General features: G+C 64.7%; 14 protein-coding genes and 3 pseudogenes. 6 read left to right on the top strand and 11 right to left on the bottom strand.

The window, feature by feature from the left end:
• Together VNQ78_RS05420 and VNQ78_RS05415 are read right to left on the bottom strand one after the other, a co-directional pair.
• A pseudogene (locus VNQ78_RS05420) lies at nt 1–117 on the bottom strand (IS1595 family transposase); the annotation flags it as partial.
• Between the two features lie 84 nt (nt 118–201).
• Nucleotides 202–339: pseudogene (locus VNQ78_RS05415) on the bottom strand (integrase core domain-containing protein); the annotation flags it as partial.
• Nucleotides 340–480: 141 nt separating this feature from the next.
• On the opposite strand from VNQ78_RS05415, the pseudogene VNQ78_RS05410 reads away from it, so the two are divergent.
• Nucleotides 481–1,773 (top strand): annotated as a pseudogene (locus tag VNQ78_RS05410) (IS110 family transposase).
• An 82-nt stretch (nt 1,774–1,855) separates the two neighbouring features.
• Here the strand turns inward: VNQ78_RS05410 and VNQ78_RS05405 are convergent.
• The 5 genes from VNQ78_RS05405 to xdhA form a co-directional block, all read right to left on the bottom strand.
• Nucleotides 1,856–3,373, bottom strand: coding sequence for a CRISPR-associated endonuclease Cas3'' (locus VNQ78_RS05405; protein ID WP_325687382.1), 1,518 nt, complete (start codon nt 3,371–3,373; stop codon nt 1,856–1,858).
• A 125-nt stretch (nt 3,374–3,498) separates the two neighbouring features.
• Nucleotides 3,499–4,788 (bottom strand): guanine deaminase, encoded by a 1,290-nt coding sequence (guaD, locus tag VNQ78_RS05400; protein WP_325687380.1) that lies wholly within the window; start codon nt 4,786–4,788, stop codon nt 3,499–3,501.
• The gene (gene xdhC, locus VNQ78_RS05395; RefSeq protein WP_325687378.1) at nt 4,776–5,519 is read right to left on the bottom strand and encodes a xanthine dehydrogenase accessory protein XdhC; all 744 of its coding nucleotides are present in this window, start codon (nt 5,517–5,519) and stop codon (nt 4,776–4,778) included. Before xdhC ends, guaD begins: the two co-directional genes overlap by 13 nt.
• Nucleotides 5,516–7,813 (bottom strand): xanthine dehydrogenase molybdopterin binding subunit, encoded by a 2,298-nt coding sequence (gene xdhB, locus VNQ78_RS05390; protein WP_325687376.1) that lies wholly within the window; start codon nt 7,811–7,813, stop codon nt 5,516–5,518. Before xdhB ends, xdhC begins: the two co-directional genes overlap by 4 nt.
• Nucleotides 7,810–9,255, bottom strand: a complete 1,446-nt coding sequence (xdhA, locus tag VNQ78_RS05385; protein ID WP_325687374.1) for a xanthine dehydrogenase small subunit — start codon at nt 9,253–9,255, stop codon at nt 7,810–7,812. The genes xdhB and xdhA overlap by 4 nt, the downstream gene beginning before the upstream one ends.
• A 114-nt stretch (nt 9,256–9,369) precedes the next feature.
• On the opposite strand from xdhA, the gene VNQ78_RS05380 reads away from it, so the two are divergent.
• Nucleotides 9,370–10,269 (top strand): LysR family transcriptional regulator, encoded by a 900-nt coding sequence (locus tag VNQ78_RS05380; protein ID WP_325687372.1) that lies wholly within the window; start codon nt 9,370–9,372, stop codon nt 10,267–10,269.
• On the opposite strand, the gene VNQ78_RS05375 is transcribed toward VNQ78_RS05380, so the two are convergent.
• The 3 genes from VNQ78_RS05375 to VNQ78_RS05365 all read right to left on the bottom strand — a co-directional run bounded on the left by VNQ78_RS05375 (nt 10,254) and on the right by VNQ78_RS05365 (nt 13,782).
• Nucleotides 10,254–10,970, bottom strand: coding sequence for a class I SAM-dependent methyltransferase (locus tag VNQ78_RS05375; protein ID WP_325687370.1), 717 nt, complete (start codon nt 10,968–10,970; stop codon nt 10,254–10,256). The two genes, VNQ78_RS05380 and VNQ78_RS05375, sit on opposite strands and share 16 nt — an antisense overlap.
• A gap of 60 nt (nt 10,971–11,030) precedes the next feature.
• The gene (locus VNQ78_RS05370; RefSeq protein WP_325687368.1) at nt 11,031–12,278 is read right to left on the bottom strand and encodes a urate hydroxylase PuuD; all 1,248 of its coding nucleotides are present in this window, start codon (nt 12,276–12,278) and stop codon (nt 11,031–11,033) included.
• Nucleotides 12,279–12,480: 202 nt separating this feature from the next.
• Nucleotides 12,481–13,782 carry an NCS2 family permease gene (locus tag VNQ78_RS05365; RefSeq protein WP_325687366.1) on the bottom strand — a complete coding sequence of 434 codons (1,302 nt, stop codon included), beginning with the start codon at nt 13,780–13,782 and terminating at the stop codon, nt 12,481–12,483.
• Between the two features lie 217 nt (nt 13,783–13,999).
• Here VNQ78_RS05365 and puuE point away from each other — a divergent pair, with 217 nt between their 5' ends.
• From puuE to VNQ78_RS05350, 3 genes are all read left to right on the top strand, one after another.
• A complete protein-coding gene (gene puuE / locus VNQ78_RS05360) occupies nt 14,000–15,409 on the top strand; it encodes an allantoinase PuuE (RefSeq protein ID WP_325687364.1) in 1,410 nt (469 codons plus the stop codon).
• Between the two features lie 5 nt (nt 15,410–15,414).
• Nucleotides 15,415–16,254, top strand: a complete 840-nt coding sequence (locus VNQ78_RS05355) for a bifunctional allantoicase/(S)-ureidoglycine aminohydrolase (protein ID WP_325687362.1) — start codon at nt 15,415–15,417, stop codon at nt 16,252–16,254.
• Between the two features lie 77 nt (nt 16,255–16,331).
• The gene (locus VNQ78_RS05350; protein ID WP_325687360.1) at nt 16,332–16,727 is read left to right on the top strand and encodes a VOC family protein; all 396 of its coding nucleotides are present in this window, start codon (nt 16,332–16,334) and stop codon (nt 16,725–16,727) included.
• Here the strand turns inward: VNQ78_RS05350 and alkB are convergent.
• Nucleotides 16,718–17,362 carry a DNA oxidative demethylase AlkB gene (gene alkB, locus VNQ78_RS05345; RefSeq protein WP_325687358.1) on the bottom strand — a complete coding sequence of 215 codons (645 nt, stop codon included), beginning with the start codon at nt 17,360–17,362 and terminating at the stop codon, nt 16,718–16,720. The two genes, VNQ78_RS05350 and alkB, sit on opposite strands and share 10 nt — an antisense overlap.
• Nucleotides 17,363–17,451: 89 nt before the next feature.
• Here alkB and VNQ78_RS05340 point away from each other — a divergent pair, with 89 nt between their 5' ends.
• Nucleotides 17,452–18,069 carry a DsbA family protein gene (locus tag VNQ78_RS05340; protein ID WP_325687356.1) on the top strand — a complete coding sequence of 206 codons (618 nt, stop codon included), beginning with the start codon at nt 17,452–17,454 and terminating at the stop codon, nt 18,067–18,069.
• The last annotated feature ends 15 nt before the right edge of the window (nt 18,070–18,084 follow it).

Raw genomic sequence — 18,084 nt, 5'->3', positions numbered from 1 at the left:
TGTCTCTGGCCAGCGCAGCTGGCAGAACCGGCGATAGGCGGCCTCCTCGCCATCGGAGAAAATCACCTTGAGCGAAAGTGTTCGTGCCGCCGCGGAGAGAAGAAAGTGCTGCGCCATGGAGGCCTCCAGAGCCATCATGTTTACATAATGTTCTCAAAACCCACTGCGTCAACGCTATGGTGCGTTTGCTACCTAAGACCGCAGAAGCTCGTCGCGCAGGCTGCCGTTGAACGACTCGATGAAGGCGTTCTGCTGTGGCTTGCCTGGATCGATGTAGTGCCAAGGGACGGCGTTCTGATCGGCCCACCTCAGGATGGCTCGACTGGTGAGCTCGGTCCCGTAGCACGTCGGGAACATTGATCCGCTTAGAGGTTATGGCCGCGCGCGGAGCCTGCGGATGGCGCGAGCCGTGCGGCCATAACCGGGCGCTCAGGTCTCTATGGTGGCTTTGCGAACCACCCACCACAGAGGATACCGGCTATGACCAAGTTCGAACATAACGCGGATGCCCGTGTTCTGGTAGGCATCGACAATTCCAAGCAACGTCACGAGGTGCTGATCGCCCCCCCCAGGCAAGACGCGGCGACGGCGACTGACGATCACAAACACGCTCGAAGATTTCCAGCGGCTGATTGCCATCCTGAGGGACTACGCACAGCCCGTGCAGATCGGATTCGAGGCGACCGGCAATTATCATCGCGCCCTAATCTATCAGCTCGGCGTGGCCGGCTTTGATGTAAAGCTCGTCTCATCGGTCGCCTTGGCTAGGACGCGCGAGGCGCTGCACAACAGTTGGAACAAGAACGATCCCAAAGACGCGCAGGTCATCCTGCACATGCTCCAGATCGGCGCTACTCAGGTCTTCATGGACCCACTTCGTGCCGGGATCACCGATATCCAAGAGCTGTCGATGACCCATGAGGTCGTATCGCGCGCCAAGACCGAACTCTGGCATCGGATACTGGGACAGTATCTGCCGCTCTATTTCCCGGAGGCGGCCCGTTTCCAGCGCAGCACCCGCAGCGAATAGTTCTTAGTCTTTCTCGAGATGTTTCCGTCTGCGCATCTGATCGCAGCGATGGACAAGGACGACTTCACTGCCGCCGTGTGGGACATCGTGGGGCGGAAGGTTGCGAAGGCTGCGTTGATCTCAGATATTTACGAGACCGCTCGCTGCTCGGTCGGCCTGCCGGTCGCCACCGATTCGGACGCGCTGCAGATGTTTCGGATGGTGCTGGCGGAGGGGCGGAGCCTGATGCGCCAGCGCAGCGAGATCGAGGCCAGAGCCGTGGCCCTGCTCGGTGATCACCCCGACTATCGGCTGCTCACATCAGTGCCAGGCATCGGCCCGATCAACACGCTGACCATCTTGGCCGAGGCCGGCGACCTGCGCCGCTTCCGGCATCACCGGCAATTCCTGAAGTTCTGCGGCATGGATCTGGCGACGGTGCAGTCCGGCCTGTTTCGAGGGCGCAGCAGGATCTCGAAGTATGGCAATGCCCGCATGCGCCGAACGCTCTGGATGGCGGGACAAACCTCGGTCCTGCAGCGGGCCAACAGCTTTCGGGACAAATTCGAGCGCTATATCGCGCAGGACCGCCACAACCCCGACCTGCGCCGCAAGGCCTACACCGCCATCGCTGCAAGATGGCGCGCACTATTCACGCCGTGATCAAATCCGGCGAACCCTATCGCCCCTCCTTCGGTGGGGGCGAACCCGAGCGGAAGGACCTCTCTCTGGCGAGCCGTGGAGGCAGCTTCCTGACCTCGTAGATAATGTTCGGGCCTTCCGTTTGGGATTTAGGATCTCGTCTTGAGCACGGTGAGGGCGGCACCAGAGCCGACCCTATGTTTGCTATGGATGAGACCACTTCTTGACGGCGGAGCCCGCTCGGGTAACCCTCTTCAGGGCATCCAGTCGCTCGGATGCCCCTAGATCTGACGCCTTGAGCGGCACAAGTCTCCCGACGTAGGACGTAGCATGGGCGCGGCTGTTCACAATGACCATGGCTTGCGGCGTATCGTGAAGCGCCGCGATCAACGTGGAATCGTCCATCTCACCGCCCCGGACGATCCGCGCACGGCGCAAGCGGCTAGCCAGCGCATCCGGGTCGGGCGCCAGTTCGCGCCCCTCCAATGGCAGCCCGCCATGCTTCAACTGGCGACTGTCGAATGCAGGTTGTGTCGCAGTGCACAACACCACCGAGCAACCGTAATGCGCGCAAAGCGTATCAAGCATCTGCAGCGCCGGCAGCAGGAGCTTGCGTGGCAGGCATTGCGCCTCATCCAGCACGATCACCGAGCCGGCGATATTGTGCAGCTTGCGGCAGCGCGACGGGCGCGCGGCAAAGAGGCTTTCGAAAAGCTGCACATTGGTCGTGACCACCAGCGGAGCGGCCCAATCCTCCATGGCAAGCCGCAGCTTCTCCTTGCCCGTCCGAGCGTATTTTTCTTCATCAATGGCGGAATGGTGCTCCAGGACCGCATCACCAAACAGCCCACGGAAAATGGCGGCGACCTGATCGAGAATGGAAATATATGGAATTGCGTATATGATCCGGCGGTGCCCATAGCGCGCCGCATGATCCAGTGCAAACCCCAGAGACGCCAGTGTCTTGCCACCTCCGGTAGGCACGGTCAGCGTGAAAGGCCCCGGAGACATGGCAGCGCGCTGCCGGACATGGGCCAGTATGTGGGCGCGCAGGCGGTTGATCGGACCGGTGTTGTCGAATTTCGACATATGGGCATCGAAAATCCGTCGCCAGCCTGGCAGCATGTCTGCAAGGGCTGGCCAGTCACGATCCGGCCTGCTGCCATTCAGCCCGGCATAGAAATCCTCGGTATCGCGAAAATCCGCATCGACCAGACAGGAGAACAACATGCGCGCCGCGACCGAAAGGTCAAAGCCGCAGGATGCTGGGCGCATCAATGCAGCCAGCTCCTCGGCGACCGGACCGAAATCCGGGTTGGCCGCCGCCGAGATTTCTGGCGCAATCGGGTCGCGGAAAGCATCGAACCGGCGCTCCATGCTGCTGTCGGCGCCACGTCGGTCGGGCAACCCGGCGTGATGGCCAAGGATAGCATAGCCGATCACCTCGGAGACAGGCCGAAACCCGTTCGGCGCCCTGGCATGCAGCAGCGCAGCCCCGGCGGTCGAATGATCCACCCTCACATTTTCGCCGCCAAGGACGCGAGCGAAGGCGGGGTCATATTTGCCGAAGTCATGGAAAAGACCGGCCATATGCGCGGCAGCCTGCAACCCGAGCCGCGCCCCTCGTTCCGCAGCCAATGCAGCCGTGTTTTCGAGGTGATGGGACAGTAACTGCCAATCGCTTCGATCCTGGCAGAGACCCGTATGCGCGTAATAATCCACAGTCCTTGCCCCTCAGAACCACTGGCTAATGCTCGATCGTAATCCAGATATTGAGCACCGCCAGTGTCCTAATAGCGAGCCTCGCCCAGGAACATCGCCGGTCAGATGGAGCCTGCGCAACGCCCCTACCCCGCTTCACCGCCAAGCATCGCCTGTCCGGCGACATAGGTTTGCGCGATGCTGCGGTCGTCGCCCATGATCTGGAGGATGAACAATTCCTCGGCCAGCGTTTCGGCGCGGTCCATGCGCAGGGCCATGGCAGGCGTCGCGCGGCTGTCGAGGACGACGAGATCGGCAGCCGAACCGGGGGCGAGCGTGCCGATCTGGTCCTCCATCCCGAGGACCCGCGCATTTCCGCGCGTCGCCCAGTGGAAGGCGGAGAAGGGATGCAGCTTCTGGCCGCGAAGCTGGAGGATCTTGTAGCCCTCGTTCAGGGTCTGGAGCATCGAATAGCTGGTGCCGCCGCCGATATCGGTGGCGATGCCAGAGCTGATGCCGCGCGCCCTGAGGCCCCCTTCGTCGAAAAGACCCGAGCCGAGGAAGAGGTTCGAGGTCGGGCAGAAGACCGGGTGGCTGCCGGTCTCGGCCATGCGGGCGATCTCGCGTTCTTCCAGATGGATCGAGTGGCCAAGCAGGATCTTGTCACCGAGCAGGCCGTAGCTCTCGTAGATGTCGAGATAGTCGCGGGCCTTGGGATAGAGGCTGAGGGTGAAGGCGATCTCGTCGAGGTTCTCGCTCAGATGGGTCTGGATGTGGCAGTCGGGATACTCGCGGGCGAGTTGGCCCGTCATCTCCATCTGCTCTGGCGTCGAGGTGATGGCGAACCGGGGTGTGATGGCATAGCGTTGCCGCCCGCGGCCGTGCCATTTGGCGATCAGCGCCTTACTGTCATCGTAACCCTGCTGCGGCGTGTCCAGCACGGCCTCGGGCGCGTTCCTGTCCATCATCACCTTGCCTGCGATCATGGCCATGTTGCGCGCCTCGGCCGCCGAGAAGAGCGCCTCGGCGGATTGCGGATGGACCGAGCAGAAGGCGACCGCCGTGGTCGTGCCATGCTGAACCAGCAGGTCGAGGAATTTCTCGGCCATCGCGGGGGCGTGGCCCTGCTGGGAAAACCGCGCCTCCTCGGGGAAGGTATAGGTGTTCAGCCAGTCGAGGAGTTGCGCCCCCCAGCTTGCCACCACCTGCACCTGCGGGAAATGGATATGGGTGTCGATGAAACCCGGCAGGATCAGGTTCGGGCGGTGGTCGACCTCGGGCAGGCCATCGGCGCGCAGGTCGGCGTGGTCGCCGATGGCGACGATCTTGCCGTCCTCGATCAGGATCGCGCCGTCCTCGTGATAGGTATAGGCATTCTCGACCTCGACCGGGTCGGCATGGAAGGAGAGCGTGCGCCCCCGGATCAGCTGTCGCATGGGTATTTTTCAAACGGTGAAACGGTTTGGGTCAGGCGGCCGATGATCTCGGCCGCGGTGAAGGCGGCGATGACCTCGGGGCGCTTGTCGCGGGATTGGCCGGCGCCGATCGGGCAGGTCAGCCGGTCGGTGTCGAGGCCCTGCGCCCGGGCGAAGCGGCGGAATTGCGCGAGCTTGGTCGAGCTGCCGATCATGCCGATATAGGGCGCGTCCATGCGCCGCAGCGCCTCGGAGGCCAGCAGGAAATCGAGCGCGTGGTCATGGGTCACGACGACGAAGGAGGTGCCGAAGGGCGCCTGCCGGATCTCGGCCTCGGGGAGCGGGGTGAGGATGGTTTCCCCCCTTGCGAGGGCAAGTTCGTCGGCGCGCTGGTCGATGAGGACCGGGCGCAGCGGCAGGAGCGCCAGCGCGCGGGAGAGCGCGCGCCCGACATGGCCCGCGCCGAAGATCAGCACCTGCGGTTTCTGTGGCGGTTTCGGGGCCTCGCTGATGCGGGTCAGGTGCAGTTCGACCCGGCCGCCGCAGCATTGGCCGATCTCGGGGCCGAGGGGGACGTCCATCCGCGCCTCGGCCTCGCCCCGGGCGAGCATCTGCCGCGCGCGGTCGATCGCCATGTATTCGAGCTGGCCGCCGCCGATCGTGCCCTCGGTGGCCGCTGGCGTCACGATCATGATGGCGCCGGCCTCGCGCGGGGCGGATCCGCGCGTGCGCGTGATCTCGACCCGGATCATCTGAGCCTCTCGATCGCCATCAGCACGCGTTCGGGCGTGGCGGGCGCGTCGATGCGGGGGTTTCCCGCATAGCCGTTGAAGCTGGCGACGGCCATGTTCAGCGCCTGGAAGACCGAGATCCCCAGCATGAAGGGCGGCTCGCCCACGGCTTTCGAGCGCTTGATGGTGTTCTCGCGGTTGACCGACCAGTCGGCGAGCCTGACGTTGAAGACCTTGGGCCGGTCCGAGGCCAGCGGGATCTTGTAGGTCGAGGGCGCATGGGTCTTGAGCTGGCCCTTCTGGTCCCACCAGAGTTCCTCGGAGGTCAGCCAGCCGGTGCCCTGGACGAAGGCGCCCTCGACCTGCCCCTTGTCGAGCGCCGGGTTCAGGCTGCGGCCAACGTCATGGAGCACGTCGGCACGCTCGATCACATATTCGCCGGTCAGGGTATCGACCGCGACCTCGGAACAGGCCGCCCCATAGGCGTAGTAATAGAACGGCCGCCCCTGCCCGGTGTCGCGGTTCCAGTGGATCTTGGGCGTCTTGTAGAAGCCCGCCGCCGAAAGCTGGATCCGCGCCATATAGGCGGTCTTGATGAAGTCCTGAAACGACATTTCCTCGTCGCCGATACGGACCGTCTCGCCGATGGTGACGAGTTCGGGGGCGACCTTCTTCGCCTCGGCGGCAAAGGCGGTCAGGCGGTCGATGAGCTGCCGGCAGGCGTCGAGCGCCGCCATCCCGTTCAGGTCCGAGCCCGAGCTTGCGGCGGTGGCCGAGGTGTTCGGCACCTTCTCGGTCGTGGTTTTCGTGATGCGGATGCGGTCGATGTCGACACCCAGCGCCTCGGCCACGACCTGCGCCACCTTGGTGTTCAGGCCCTGCCCCATCTCGGTCCCGCCGTGGTTCAGGTGGATCGAGCCGTCGGAATAGAGGTGGATCAACGCCCCCGCCTGGTTGAACCATGTCGCGGTGAAGCTGATGCCGAACTTGACCGGGGTGAGCGCGATGCCCTTGCGGATGGTGCCGCCCCGCGCGTTCCAGTCCAGCACCGCCTGACGCCGCGCGTGATAGTCAGAGGACGCCTCCAGCTCCTCGAAGATGCGCGGCAGGATCTGGTCCTCGACCTCCTGATGATAGGGGGTGAGCTGGCCGTTCCGGTAGAGGTTCAGCTTGCGGATCTCCAGCGGATCGCGGCCCAGCGCATAGGCGATATCCTCGACCACGCGCTCGGCCATGATGACGCCTTGCGGGCCGCCGAAGCCGCGAAAGGCGGTGTTCGAGCAGGTATTGGTCTTCATCGGATGGCTGCGCAGTTCGACCGCCGGGTAGTAATAGGCATTGTCGGCATGGAAGAGCGCGCGGTCCGTCACCGGGCCGGAGAGGTCTGCCGAGAAGCCGCAGCGGGCGTAGAAATCGCCCTCGACCGCGTGGATCCTGCCGGTCTCGTCAAAGCCGACCTCATAGTCGATGACGAAATCGTGCCGCTTGCCGGTGATCTGGAAGTCGTCGTCCCGGTCGGGGCGCAGCTTGACGGCGCGGCCCAGTTTCTTCGCGGCCAGCGCGGCGATGACGCAGAAGATGTTCATCTGCGTTTCCTTGCCGCCGAATCCCCCGCCCATGCGGCGCACATTGACGACGACGGCATTCGCCGCGGTGCCGAGGACATGGGCGACCATATGTTGCACCTCGGTCGGGTGCTGGGTCGAGGTGTGGATGACGACCTCGTCATCCTCGCCGGGAATGGCGAAGGCGATCTGGCTTTCGAGGTAGAAATGCTCCTGCCCGCCCACGGTCAGGCGACCGGAGAGGCGGCGCGGCGCGCGGCCCATTTCGGCCATGTCGCCGCGGGCAAGCTTCAGGGGTTTCGTCACATAGCCCATGCCGGCATCGCGGGCGGCGATGGCGTCGAGGACGTGCGGCAGAACCTCGTATTCCACTTTAGCCAATTGGCAGGCACGTCGGGCCTGATCGCGGGTCTCGGCGATGACGGCAAAGATCGGCTGGCCGAGGAACTGCACCTCGGGGAAGGCAAAGACCGGATCGTCATGCAAACCGTTCGGGCTGATGTCGTTGACGCCGGGAATGTCACCTGCGGTCAGGACCAGATGGACGCCGGGGGCATTCCTGACCGCGTCGAGGTCCATCGCGATGATGCGGCCATGCGCCACGGTCGAGAGGCCGAGATAGGCGTGCAGCGTGCCGACAGGCTCCATCAGGTCGTCGGTGTAATCGGCGCGGCCGGTCACATGCTTTTCGGCCGAGTCGTGGATGATCGAACTGTGGGCAGCGCCCTTGACGGAGACGTCCTGTTTCATTCGGCCCTCCTCAGGCGGTGTTCGGCGCCCGATTGTTCCAGCCAGAAGCGGCGGAAGAAGTTGGCGGCAAGCTGCTGGCGATATTCGGCGCTGGCGCGCCAGTCGCTGAGCGGCTGGAAATCGTTCGCGACGGCACGGGCGGCGGCCTCGAAGGTCTCGGCGGTGAAGGGCTGGCCGTTCAGCGCCGCCTCGGCCTCTGCCGCGCGCTTCGGCGTCGCGGCCATGCCGCCGAAGGCCACGCGGGCGTCGATGATCGTCGCGCCGTCGGTCTCGACCCGGAAGGCCGCGGCCGAGGCGGTAATGTCGGCATGGTGGCGCTTCGAGACCTTGTAGGCGGCGATAAGGGCATCACCCTTCAGCGGCACATGGATCGCCTCGACGAACTCGCCGGGGCGGCGGTCCTGCTTTCCATAGGCGATGAAGTAATCCTCGACCGGCAATTCCCGCCTGCCCTCGGTGCTGCGCAGCGTCATCGTCGCGCCAAGCGCGATCAGCAGGGGCGGCGTCTCGCCGATGGGCGAGCCATTGGCGACATTACCGCCGATGGTGCCGGCGTTCCTGACCTGCCAGCCCCCGATGCGCCGCCAATAGTCCAGCGCCTCGGGGAAATGCGCCAGCACGAAGGGCTCGAACTCGGAATAGGTGACGCCCGCGCCGATATTGATGCGGCCCGGCGTGATCTCGATCCGTTTCAGGTCGGCGAGATGGCCGATGAACACCGCCGGAGAGATGTCCTTGAGGAATTTCGTGACCCAGAGGCCGACATCGGTTGCCCCGGCGACGATGGTGGCCTTGGGGTTCTGGGCCAGCACCTCGGCCAGATCGGCAGCGTCGCGCGGCAGGATGGCGCGATCCCCGCCCCGCGCGACCTCGACCCGGTCTTGCGGGATCGCGGCCAGCGCGGCGCTGATGCGGTCGCGTTCGACCGACAGCGCGTCCATGTGCTGCCCGCCCGCCTCGCTGGCGGCGAAGGCGGCCTTGATGATCGGCTCATACCCGGTGCAGCGGCAGAGGTTCCCTTGCAGCGCAGTTTCAATCGCCAGCATGTCGGGACGCGGGTTCTGCATCCAGAGGCCGTAAAGCGCCATGACGAAGCCCGGCGTGCAGAAGCCACATTGGCTGCCGTGATGCTCGACCATGGCGGCCTGAACGGGGTGCAGCCCGCCATTCGCGCCCCGCAGATGCTCGATCGTGACGATGTGGCAACCGTGGCACGAGGCGAGGAAGCGGATGCAGGCATTGATCGGTTCGTAATGCAGATGCCCGTGATGCAACCGGCCAACCAGAACGGTGCAGGCGCCGCAATCCCCCTCGGCACAGCCTTCCTTGGTGCCGGTCAGGCGACGGTTCAACCGCAGGAAATCCAGTAACGTGTCGCGCGATCCGGCTTCGCTCAGGCGGATCTCGGTATCGTTCAGTAAGAAGCAGAGCTCGCTGCCCATCAGGTCCTCGCTCGGGTCGCTGTCAGGGAAAGCCTAGTCGCGATTTGAGCTTTTCGAAATCACCGAATGAGCATAAGACTTTCAGCCGTTCATTGAAAGAAGCAGGGCGGAACCGTGCCATATCTTGAAAGTCTTCGGGTTTTCGTGCGTGTCGTCGAACTCGGTTCGATCACCGCCGGGGGGCGCGACATGCGCATGTCGCCGGCAGTTGCCTCCAATCGCATCAAGGATCTGGAGACCCGCTTCGGCGTCAGGCTGCTCAACCGCACCACACGCAAGCTGGTCCCGACCGAAGTTGGCCGCGCCTTCTATGAAAGCGCCCGCCGGGTGATCGAGACGCTGGACGAGGCCGAGGCGGTCGTCTCGGGCTTTTCGGGCAATCCGCATGGCGCGTTGAGGGTGACGGCGCCGCTGGGGCTGGGCCGGCGGCTGATCTCGCCGCTGGTCCCGCGTTTCTGCGACGAATATCCGGGGGTCGAGATCCGGTTGCGGCTTTCGGACCGCAATGTCGACATCATCGCCGACGGGATCGACCTGGCCTTCTTCCTGGGCGAGCCGCAGGATTCGGCGCTGAAATGGCGGCGCATCGCCGAATGCCGCCGCGTCCTGGTCGCGACGCCGGAATATCTGGCACGGCATGGCACGCCCGAGAAGCCGGACGATCTGGTCAAGCACAATTGCCTGCTGCTGCGCTATCCGCGCAGCCCGGAATATTACTGGGTGCTGAAGACGCCCGAGGGGCCGCAGAAGATGCTGGTCAACGGGCATTTCGACGCCGATGACGGCGACGTCCTGACCGATTGGGCGCTGGATGGCTGCGGCATCGCCAACCGCCCCTTCTACGAGGTGGCCGAGCATATCGAGGCCGGTCGGCTGGTGCTGGTCCTGCCCGACTGCCCGCCCTCGCCCGCGCAATTCGGCGTCCTGACCCCGCATCGACGGTTGCAAGACCCGAAGGTGCGGCTCTTCGCCGATTACATCGCGCGGGAATCCAAGCGCTATCTGGGCGCGTAGGCTTTCGTCCATTCCATGATGAGATGATAGGGCGCGCGGTTGTATCGCGCGACCCGCGCGGGTTCGCCGTCCCGTGCTGCAGGCTCGTCGAAATGCACCAGCCGCAGCCCTTGCCCCAGCAATGGCTGCATATAGGCGGCAAGCGGCCGGTGCCAGTTGCGGATCAATATGCCGCGCCAGCCGACCCATTCGGCGCGCGGCTCAAGGTAGTTGTCGATCAGATAGCCGCGTGCGCTCTCGCCCTCGCCCTGCCATGTTCCGGCGGTGCTGAAGGAGTTGAGGTTCGCGATCAACAGCGTTCCGCCCGGACTGAGCACGCGGGCCATTTCCGCAATGGCCGCGTTCACATCGTCGATATCGATGAGGGTGAGGTAGCTGACGACCAGATCAAAGCTGGCATCGGCGAACGGCAGGGCCTCCGCCTGACCCTCGATATAGCTGCCCCGTGCATCACGGCTGCGCGCGACCTCGATCAGCCGGGCGGTGGGGTCGATGCCGGTGGTCGCAATGCCAAGCTCGGCCATCATCCGGCAAAAGCGCCCCTCGCCGCAGCCGACATCCAGCGCGCTCTGAAAGCCGCGGCCCCGGATGCGGTCCAGCATCGGGGCGTCCAGCACGTTCCTGCGGGAGAAATCGCCGCTCTCGCCCATGTCGGCGATCCAGGCCTCGGCCGAGGCGTCCCATCCATTGCCGCTGTCCATGCCGTTCCTCCGCTGACCGGAAGGCCGGTTTAGCGCGATCGGGCGCGCCGGGCAAATCCTTCAATTCGCGGCGAAGGCCTTCGGCAAGCCGCGATACCAGTCCATGATCGCCTGCCGCTCGGCCGGTTCCATGAAGCTGACATTGGCGGGCGGCATGGCATTGGTCACGCCGGCCTGAATGAATATCTCGCGCGCGGCGCGGGTGATGTCGTCGGGGGTCTCCAGCAGGACGCCCTTCGGCGCGGTGTGGATGCCCTCATAGGAGGGCTCCCTTGAATGGCACATGCTGCAGCGGCCCATGACCGCGCCATAGGCCGCGTCCCAGCCGGGGGCGTCGACCATGGCCTGCTGGGTGGGGGTCAGGACGCGGGCCTCGGCCTCCTCCAGCGTCTGGCGGAACATCGGCGCGGTCGAGATCCACATCACGATGATGAACAGGATCACCGTCACCGCCCAGGTCCACCAGAGCTTCCCCTTGCGGGCGTGCATGGTGTTGAAGAAATGCCGGATCGTCACGCCCATCAGGAAGATCAGCCCAGCGATGACCCAGTTCAGCTCGGACGCGAAGGCCAGCGGATAATGGTTCGACAGCATCAGGAAGACGACGGGCAGCGTCAGATAGTTGTTATGGGTCGAACGCAGCTTGGCGATCTTGCCGTATTTCGGATCGGCGGGACGCCCGGCCTTCAGGTCGGCGACGACGATGCGCTGATTCGGCATGATGATGAAGAAGACGTTCGCCGTCATGATCGTCGCGGTGAAGGCGCCCAGATGCAGCATGGTCGCGCGGCCGGTAAAGATCTGGTTATAGCCCCAGCCCATGACCAGCAGCATGACGAAAAGCAAGAGCATCAGCAGCGTCGGCGTATCGCCCAGCTTCGACTTGCACAGAAAGTCATAGACGAGCCAACCGATCGAGAGCGACGCGGCCGAGATCAGGATTGCCTGCCATGGCGCAAGCTCCATCTTGGCGGGGTCGATCAGGAACAGCTCGGACCCGACCCAATAGGTGACCATCAGGAGCGCCGCCCCCGAGATCCAGGTCATGTAGCTTTCCCATTTGAACCAGGTCAGATGCTCGGGCATCCGCTCGGGCGCGACCAGATATTTCTGGATATGGTAGAAGCCGCCGCCATGAACCTGCCATTCCTCGCCATGCGCGCCTTTCGGCAGGCCGGGGGCTTTCTGAAGGCCCAGGTCAAGGGCGACGAAATAGAAGGACGAGCCGATCCAGGCGATGGCGGTGACGACATGCGTCCACCGGATCGCGAAGGCCAGCCAGTCCCAGATCACGGCGAAATCGGACATGCGGTGCTCCCTGTCTTGTTGGGTCGGAGACTAGCGCAGATCACGCTTTGCGGAAAATCGGCACGAGTGCCGTGGCTGTCTCAAGTCTGCGTTGAAAATCATTCCGGGCTAACTGCCGCTTTGGCCAGCAGTCTTGCCCGCGCTCTGCCGGGATGCGCGGGCAAGCAGGGATGCAGCGCGGGAGCGCAAGGCCCCCGCCCCCTTATTCCATGAAGAAGGCGAACCGGATCACGAACAATGCCGCCACAGTCCAGGTCGCCAGATGCACCTCGCGCGCGCGGCCGGTCAGCAGCTTGATCAGCGCGTAGGAGACGAAGCCGAAGGCAAGCCCGTTCGCGATCGAATAGGTGAAGGGCATCATCAGCGCCGTCAGCACGGCAGGCGCGGATTCGGTCACGTCGCGCCAGTCGATCTCCTCGAACTCGCGCACCATCAGGCAGGCGACGTAAAGCAGCGCCGGCGCGGTGGCATAGGCCGGGACCGATCCCGCGAGCGGGGCGAAGAACACCGCGAGCAGGAAAAGCACCGCGACGACAAGCGCGGTCAGGCCCGTCCTTCCGCCCGCCTGCACGCCCGAGGCGCTTTCGACATAGGCGGTGGTCGAACTGGTCCCGAGGATCGAACCCGCGAGGATCGCGGTCGAATCGGCCATCAGCGCGCGGCCAAGATTGGGGTTGTGATGGGTCGGCCCCTCGGTCAGCAGCCCGGCGCGCTTGGCGACACCCAGAAGCGTCCCGGTCGCATCAAAGACCTCGACGAGCACCATGACGAGGATGACGTGGAAGATCCCGACGGTCAGCGCGCCTGCCACGTCGAGCTGCATGAAGGTCGGCATGATCGAGGGCGGCATCGACACCACGCCGGCGAACTCGCTTGCCCCGATCAGGATGGAGACGATCGTGACCACAAGGATGCCGATCAGGATCGAGCCTCGGACCTTCAGTGCATCGAGCGCGGCGATGATGAAAAAGCCCGCCGCGGCCAGCAGCGTGGGTGTCTGCGTCAGGTCGCCCAGACCCACCAGCGTCGCCGGATTCTCGACCACAAGGCCCGCGTTCTTCAGCGCGATCAGGCCAAGGAACATCCCGATCCCGGCGGCGATGGCACTGCGCATGGAGGTCGGGATGCCCGCGATCAGCCAGCGCCGGATGCCCGTCACCGACAGGAACAGGAACACGAGGCCCGAGATGAAGACCGCCCCCAGCGCCTGCTGCCAGGTGAACCCCAGCGCGCCCACCACCGTGAAGGCGAAGAAGGCGTTCAGCCCCATGCCCGGCGCCATGCCGATCGGCCAGTTGGCCCAGAGCGCCATGATCGCCGAACCGAGTGCGGCGGCAAGGCAGGTCGCGACAAAGACCGCGTTCCGATCCATGCCGGTGGTTGACAGGATGTCGGGGTTTACGAAAATGATATAGGCCATGGTCAGGAAGGTGGTGATCCCTGCGATCACCTCGGTCCTGACATTGGTTCCCTTGGCCGCAAGGCCGAACTTGTGTTCCAGCATGAATCCTCCCTTTGGCGGTTCACCCGCCATGCGGGCACACTAGGTTCAGAGGCCGCCATCGTGAATGCAGGCTCTGACGACAGAGTTTCAACGCAAATTTTACAAAGCCGCCATTTTCAACCGGATCTCGGGTTTGTTTATATGAAATCCGGTCTTGCCGGATGGTGCTTCAAGGTGATGACTGCGGCAAGTCCGAAACGCCAGAAGGAGCAAGGCGATGCGATATAGCCGCGACATGATCGGATATGGCGAACACACCCCCGACCCGCGCTGGCCGGGCGGGGCGAAGATCGCCGTCCAGATCGTCCTCAACTACGAGGAAGGCGGCGAGAACAGCATCGAGCATGGCGACGCCGCCTCCGAGGCGTTCCTGTCCGAGATCATCGGCGCCCAGCCCTGGCCCGGCAAGCGGCATTGGAACATGGAATCGATCTATGACTATGGCGCGCGCGCGGGCTTCTGGCGGCTCTATCGGCTGCTGAAGGACGTGCCCGTCACCGTCTATGGCGTCGCGACCGCATTGGAGCGCGCGCCCGAGCAGGTCGCGGCCATGCAATCGGCCGGGTGGGAGATCGCGACCCACGGTCTGAAATGGATCGACTATCGCGACGTCCCGCGCGAGGTCGAGGCCGAGCATATCGCCAAGGCGGTCGAGCTTCACACCCGCGTCACGGGCGAGCGTCCGCGCGGCTTCTATCAGGGCCGCACCTCGATGAACACGGTCGAGCTGGGCTGCGAGGAAGGCGGCTTCGAATACCTCGCCGACACCATCGCCGACGACTTGCCCTATTGGCATGTCCACAATGGCCGACCACAGCTCATGGTGCCCTATACGATGGACGCCAATGACATGCGCTTTTCCTCGGGTCAGGGCTTCGGCACGGGGGTCGAGTTCTTCGACTATCTGCGCGACAGCTTCGACGTGCTTTATGCCGAGGGTCAGGCCGGCGCGCCCAAGATGATGTCGATTGGCCTGCATTGCCGCCTTGCCGGCCGTCCCGGCCGGGCCATTGCCGTGCAAAAATTCCTTGAACATGCCCGCGCGCATGAGGGGGTGTGGTTCGCCTCGCGCCTCGACATCGCGCGGCACTGGACGCGCGAACATCCCTATCAGCCCCGGCTGCGCCCCTCGCAGATGCAACGCGAGGATTTCGTGCGGAAATTCGGCGGCATCTACGAGCATTCGCCCTTCATCGCCGAACGGGTCTGGGACGGCGAAATGGGCAGCGTCCACGACACGCCCGGCGGCCTTGCGGCGCGCATGGCCCAGATCTTCCGCTCGGCCAGCGACGAGGAGCGCCTTGGCGTCCTGATCGCCCACCCCGACCTTGCGGGCAAGCTGGCCGAAGCCAAGCGGCTGACGGCGGAAAGCACCTCCGAGCAGGCCTCGGCCGGTCTCGATGCCCTGACCGATGCCGAGCGCGCCGAGTTCCAGCGCGTGAATACCGAATATGTCGCGAAGCACGGCTTTCCGTTCATCATCGCCGTGCGTGACCACGACAAGGCCGGGATCATGGCCGCGATGAAGGCCCGCCTTGCCAATGACACCCCGACCGAGCGTGACACAGCCGAGCGCCAGGTGATGCGGATTGCCCAGTTGCGGCTGAACGACGCGTTGAAAGGATGACCGATATGAACCACCACTCGCGCAAGCCGAAGCCGAGCTATGCCGGACCCTTCGCGGGCCTGCCGCCCCAGACGGACCTGTCGACCGACACCGCCGTCTTTACCGAAGCCTATGCGGTGATCCCGGCCAGCACGATGCGCGACATCGTGACCAGCTTCCTGCCCGGCTGGACCGGGATGCGGATGTGGGTGATCGCGCGCCCCCTCTCGGGCTTTGCCGAGACCTTCAGCCAATATGTGGTCGAATTGCAGCCCGGCGGCGGCTCAACCCGCCCCGAGGTCGATGAGGGCGTGCAATCCGCGATCTTCGTCACCGATGGCGGCCTGACCCTGACCATCGGCGGCGAGACCCATGAGTTGGAGCCGGGCGGCTTCGCCTATATCCCCGCCGGCATGGACTGGTCGGTCAGAAATGGCGCCGAACTCTCGCGCTTTCACTGGTGGCGCAAGCGCTGGCAGGCGGTCGAGGGGCTGGAGAAACCCGATGTCATCATCGCGAATGAGCGCGACATCGCCCCGGTCCCGATGCCCGACACCGGCGGAAGCTGGGCCACGACCCGCTTCATCGACCCGACGGACATGCGCCACGACATGCATATCACCATCGTGACGCTGACCCCCGGCGGCTCGATCCCCTTCGCCGAAACCCATGTGATGGAGCACGGCCTTTTCGTGATCGAGGGCAAGGCGGTCTATCGCCTGAACCGCGACTGGGTCGAGGTCGGACCGGGCGATTTCATGTGGCTGCGCGCCTTCTGCCCGCAATGCTGCTATGCGGGCGGACCGGGGAATTTCCGCTATCTGCTCTACAAGGACGTGAACCGCCACGCCGCGCTCTGGCGCTAGGATCGGGGCCTTCGGGCCCCTTTTCATTTCCCCGGCCTTGCGTAGATTGCCGCCAGACCGCCAGACGAGGGGAAAACATGGCCAAGGCAATCCATTCGATGATCCGCGTGCTGGACGAGGCGCGCTCGCTTTCGTTCTACGAGACCGCCTTCGGTCTGAAAGTGGCCGAGCGATTGGATTTCGACAGTTTCACGTTGATCTATCTCTCGAACCCGGAAACCGAGTTCGAGCTTGAGCTGACCGTGAACAAGGACCGGACCGAGCCCTATGCCCTTGGCGACGGCTACGGCCATCTCGCCGTTTCGGTCGCGGATGTCGCGGCGGAACATGCCCGCCTGACCGAGGCGGGCCTTGCCCCGCGCAAGCTGGTCGATTTTGCCCCCGGAGGCGAGGTCATCGCGCGCTTCTTCTTCATCGCCGATCCCGACGGCTACCAGATCGAGGTCTTGCAGCGCGGCGGGCGCTATCTCTGAGCGGCACGGCGGAAGGTCAGGTTCAGCCGGGTCGCGCCGGTCGCGGAATGCTCGCCCGGCTTCAGGGTCAGGATGCCGTGCCATGCCAGACGCGCCGGCCCGCCCCAGACCACCACGTCGCCATGCCGCAAGTCGTGGCGGCGGATGGGATCCTTGCGATTGGTGCCGCCGAACTGGAATGTCGCAGGAAGGCCCAGCGAGACCGAGACGATGGGCGCATCGAACCCCGCCTCGTCCCGGTCCTGATGCAGGCCCATCTTCACGCCGGGTCGATAGCGGTTGATCAGGCAGACGTCGGGACGGAAATCCGCGAAGCCCGCACGCGCCGCCGCCCCGGTCGCAAGCTGGCCGAGGGTGGGTGGCATCGCGGGCCACGGCCTGCCCGTTTCGGGATCCTGCGGCTGATAGCGATAGCCGCGCCGGTCGCTGACCCAGCCCAGCGCGCCGCAATTCGTCATCTCGACCCCGATCAGATGCCCGCCGCGGGTGATCATGCGGCGAAAGGGCGCGGCGCGCGCCACACCCTCGATCGCGGCCAGCACCTCGTGGTCGTGATCAAGGGCAAAGCCGCGCAGGATCATCGCACCGGGCGCGATTTCCTCGTCCCGCCTTTCCCCGAACAGATCGCCTTCCATGCTGCCTCGCACGCGAATGTCATTTTCCGATGCTTGACCAAATGCAGGCAAGCTGGCTTTCAGATAGCATCATCCGAAGGAAACATCACATGCGCTCCTGCCTGGCCGCAATCGCCACCGCCCTTTTCTGCACATTCGCCCTTGGCCCGGTGGGTGCGCAGGACTGGTCCGAGGCCGAGATCGCCGAGATCAAGCGGGCCGTCTTCGACGATCCGACCTCGCCGGTCATGGGCAATCCGCAGGGCGATGTGACGCTGGTGGAGTTTTCCGACTATAATTGCGGCTATTGCCGGCAGGCCGCCCCGACGGTCCGGGGGCTTCTCACCTCCGATCCTGGCGTGAAGCTTGTCATCCATGAAATCCCGATCTTCGGCGAGGGGTCGCGCTATGCTGCGAAAGCGGCGCTCGCCGCCGCGAAACAGGGCCGCTACCCCGAGTTTCATGCGGCGCTGATGGGGATGAAGGGCAAGGCCGAAAAGGCCTCGGTCCTGCGCGTGGCGCGCGACCTCGGCCTCGATGTAGCGCGGCTGGAGCGTGACATGGAAGCCCCCGAGATCACCGCCCGGATCGAGAAATCGCTGAACCTCGCCGACCAGATCGGGCTGGCGGGCACGCCGAGCTTCGTCGCCGGAGACCGCGCCGTCTTTGGTGCCCTGCCCGCCGAGGATCTGGCCGAGTTGGTGGCCGAGGCGCGCGCCGCGAAATAGGGCGCGGGGGCAAGC

It is taken from the genome of Paracoccus sp. (in: a-proteobacteria) (assembly GCF_035556475.1).
Lineage (GTDB): Bacteria > Pseudomonadota > Alphaproteobacteria > Rhodobacterales > Rhodobacteraceae > Paracoccus.
This window is presented reverse-complemented; position numbering and strand designations above follow the sequence as displayed.

Excerpts from the sequence above, each read along its gene's own strand:
- guaD (WP_325687380.1), bottom strand. The coding sequence starts at position 4,788 with ATGCGACAGCTGATCCGGGGGCGCACGCTCTCCTTCCATGCCGACCCG.
- xdhC (WP_325687378.1), bottom strand. The coding sequence starts at position 5,519 with ATGATCCGGGTCGAGATCACGCGCACGCGCGGATCCGCCCCGCGCGAG.
- xdhB (WP_325687376.1), bottom strand. The coding sequence starts at position 7,813 with ATGAAACAGGACGTCTCCGTCAAGGGCGCTGCCCACAGTTCGATCATC.
- xdhA (WP_325687374.1), bottom strand. The coding sequence starts at position 9,255 with ATGGGCAGCGAGCTCTGCTTCTTACTGAACGATACCGAGATCCGCCTG.
- VNQ78_RS05375 (WP_325687370.1), bottom strand. The coding sequence starts at position 10,970 with ATGGACAGCGGCAATGGATGGGACGCCTCGGCCGAGGCCTGGATCGCC.
- VNQ78_RS05370 (WP_325687368.1), bottom strand. The coding sequence starts at position 12,278 with ATGTCCGATTTCGCCGTGATCTGGGACTGGCTGGCCTTCGCGATCCGG.
- VNQ78_RS05365 (WP_325687366.1), bottom strand. The coding sequence starts at position 13,782 with ATGCTGGAACACAAGTTCGGCCTTGCGGCCAAGGGAACCAATGTCAGG.
- puuE (WP_325687364.1), top strand. The coding sequence starts at position 14,000 with ATGCGATATAGCCGCGACATGATCGGATATGGCGAACACACCCCCGAC.
- VNQ78_RS05355 (WP_325687362.1), top strand. The coding sequence starts at position 15,415 with ATGAACCACCACTCGCGCAAGCCGAAGCCGAGCTATGCCGGACCCTTC.
- VNQ78_RS05350 (WP_325687360.1), top strand. The coding sequence starts at position 16,332 with ATGGCCAAGGCAATCCATTCGATGATCCGCGTGCTGGACGAGGCGCGC.
- alkB (WP_325687358.1), bottom strand. The coding sequence starts at position 17,362 with ATGGAAGGCGATCTGTTCGGGGAAAGGCGGGACGAGGAAATCGCGCCC.
- VNQ78_RS05340 (WP_325687356.1), top strand. The coding sequence starts at position 17,452 with ATGCGCTCCTGCCTGGCCGCAATCGCCACCGCCCTTTTCTGCACATTC.